The following is a 2057-nucleotide window of genomic DNA, read 5'->3' on the forward strand; positions in this document are numbered from 1 at the left end:
GAATAAATTAAAAGACATTACTATAGGTACTACAAGATGGATAATTGAAGATAAATCGGCGGATATGTTGGGATTAGTCAAACAAGTTGATGTAAAATTAATGGCAAGTATGATAGATCTTTCGCTCTCGAGTTTTGATGGAATTAAATCTTATGAAAAAGGCTTTGTCAAAGAAGGTGTGGGAGCTGGAGGTGCATCCATAATGGCATTTATAAGAGGTGTATCTAATCAAGAATTAGTTAAAAGAATAGATGAACAGTATAAAAAACTAATAAATAGTTAAGCAGATTACAAGAAAGCCTTGCCCCTTAGGGTGGGGAGTAGGTCAGATTTATAAATTATATATTTTGTGAATCTTTCGGCAAAATTTTGGAGAGTACAAAGTCCTTACTAACTTCCATTACAACATGTATTGAATTAACTAAATCTGATATTACAAAGGGGGCTGAGAATAAAATTACCTTTTCGTCACATGACAAAATCGAGAATGAAACTTTTTTATCAATCTGAATAACATTTAATTTTTCCTTAATCTTATTCCTAACTTGATTTACTTCTTGCATTAGATTTTGTAGATTTTCCCTTAATATATTAATTTGCGAAATCATTTGCTTTCTCCTCTTAAACGCGTAATAATTTATTAGAAGTATTGCGACTACGGAGAGTAATACTATGTAGTAAATATTCAATACCATGTGTTGCATATTTAAGATAAAATATATCATAACATCTGCAATAACGATTAATACGGATATAATTACCCCTAAATATATTAACCGATTATACGTTCTTTGGGCATTACTCAATTCACTATTAAGCTTCGCTTCTTCGTCCTTTTTATAAACTTCTCTTTGTACGCTTAACCAACCCGCCCAATTCTTATCACTAGTTATTATCGTTGTTTTTACACCGCTAGCAGCCTTTAATAACAATTCCTTAGCAGCCTCTTGGTCCATTTCATAAGTAACTAGTAATATTGAAGAAGTAGCAGTGTTTAACATACTTTTAATCATATCTAATAATTTTTCTCCTTCATAAATTTGAAGGCTCATCCATTATATATACTAATACTAGTTTTTAAGGAATTACCTCTGTTGAGTCCAGTATTGGGTTGTAATACAGATCATTCAATTTTATTCTGCTTTTAGCAATTAATTCTTTAACTTTGGGAATTATAGATAATACTATCCTAAGATATTCCTTATTTACCTCGTCAACTACTTTAAACCCTTCTTCACCCCAATATCTCTCCTTCTGGGCGTACAGACATCTTCCACCACAATAATCTCTGAATTCACAATTTTTACAATCTTGAGGCAAAGGATCTTCCATAATTCTGAAGCCATTTTTGACGTTACCTAACTCTGCCCACTTCTCTCTAACTGCAATAGGGCAAGAAAGAACTCTACCATCTGGAGTAACTGTCACTGAAGAATAACCAGCACCACAAGGTGATCCTTTATATCCTCCGAAGAAGTATGCACTTATTACACCTAGAATAGGTATTATCTTAATTATCTCTCCTTCTTCTAGTTTTGACAAGAAAAATTGTACTAACTTCCTAATGCCAGGTAAGTATGAGGAATATGCCCAGCTCTTAAAATCCCATTCTTCACTCCATATTACGTCTAATTGCCAATGAACTTTGTCAAATAATTTGAGATTAATTAGATGCATTACATCTTCATAAATATCAGTATCTTGAGTTACAGCCATTCTGGCGATTGTTTCCACACCGAGACTTTTTAGATGTTTAGAAGCTCTTAATACCGCATCATAGATCCCTTTTCCCCTATGCTTATTAGTTATTTCCTCTCTTCCATCAATCGAAAGGAGGACAACGTTAATTCTCTTCCAATATTCATCTGGTAAAAGCTTATATAAAGTGCCGTTTGTTTGTATACCATATCTCCTAGCTTTAATATTATCTAGAACGCTCATTATGAATTTTGGGTTTAGTAGAGGCTCTCCACCATAAAAAATTATAGTAGAGTCTCTATCTTCTTCTATCATCTTCTTTAAGCTTAATACATCATAGTTTACAGAGTATGGCACGA

The 2057-nt window shown here is 32.9% G+C and carries 2 protein-coding genes and 1 pseudogene; 1 reads left to right on the forward strand and 2 read right to left on the reverse strand.

The annotated features are described in order from the left end of the window. Window positions 1–283, forward strand: a pseudogene (locus DMP16_RS09375) (TIGR00303 family protein); the annotation flags it as partial. 55 nt (window positions 284–338) lie between these two features. On the opposite strand, the gene DMP16_RS09380 reads toward DMP16_RS09375, so the two are convergent. Beyond that, complete coding sequence (locus DMP16_RS09380; protein WP_069283806.1) at window positions 339–1052, reverse strand: hypothetical protein; 714 nt, start codon at window positions 1050–1052, stop codon at window positions 339–341. 25 nt (window positions 1053–1077) lie between these two features. Continuing rightward, a partial coding sequence (locus DMP16_RS09385) for a TIGR04084 family radical SAM/SPASM domain-containing protein (RefSeq protein ID WP_306416247.1) occupies window positions 1078–2057 on the reverse strand: 980 nt, incomplete at its 5' end.

Source organism: Sulfolobus sp. B1, assembly GCF_007050195.1.
Lineage (GTDB): Archaea > Thermoproteota > Thermoprotei_A > Sulfolobales > Sulfolobaceae > Saccharolobus.

What these genes read in the sequence shown, in the direction of transcription:
- DMP16_RS09380 (WP_069283806.1), bottom strand. Translation starts at nt 1,052, where the DNA reads ATGAGCCTTCAAATTTATGAAGGAGAAAAATTATTAGATATGATTAAA.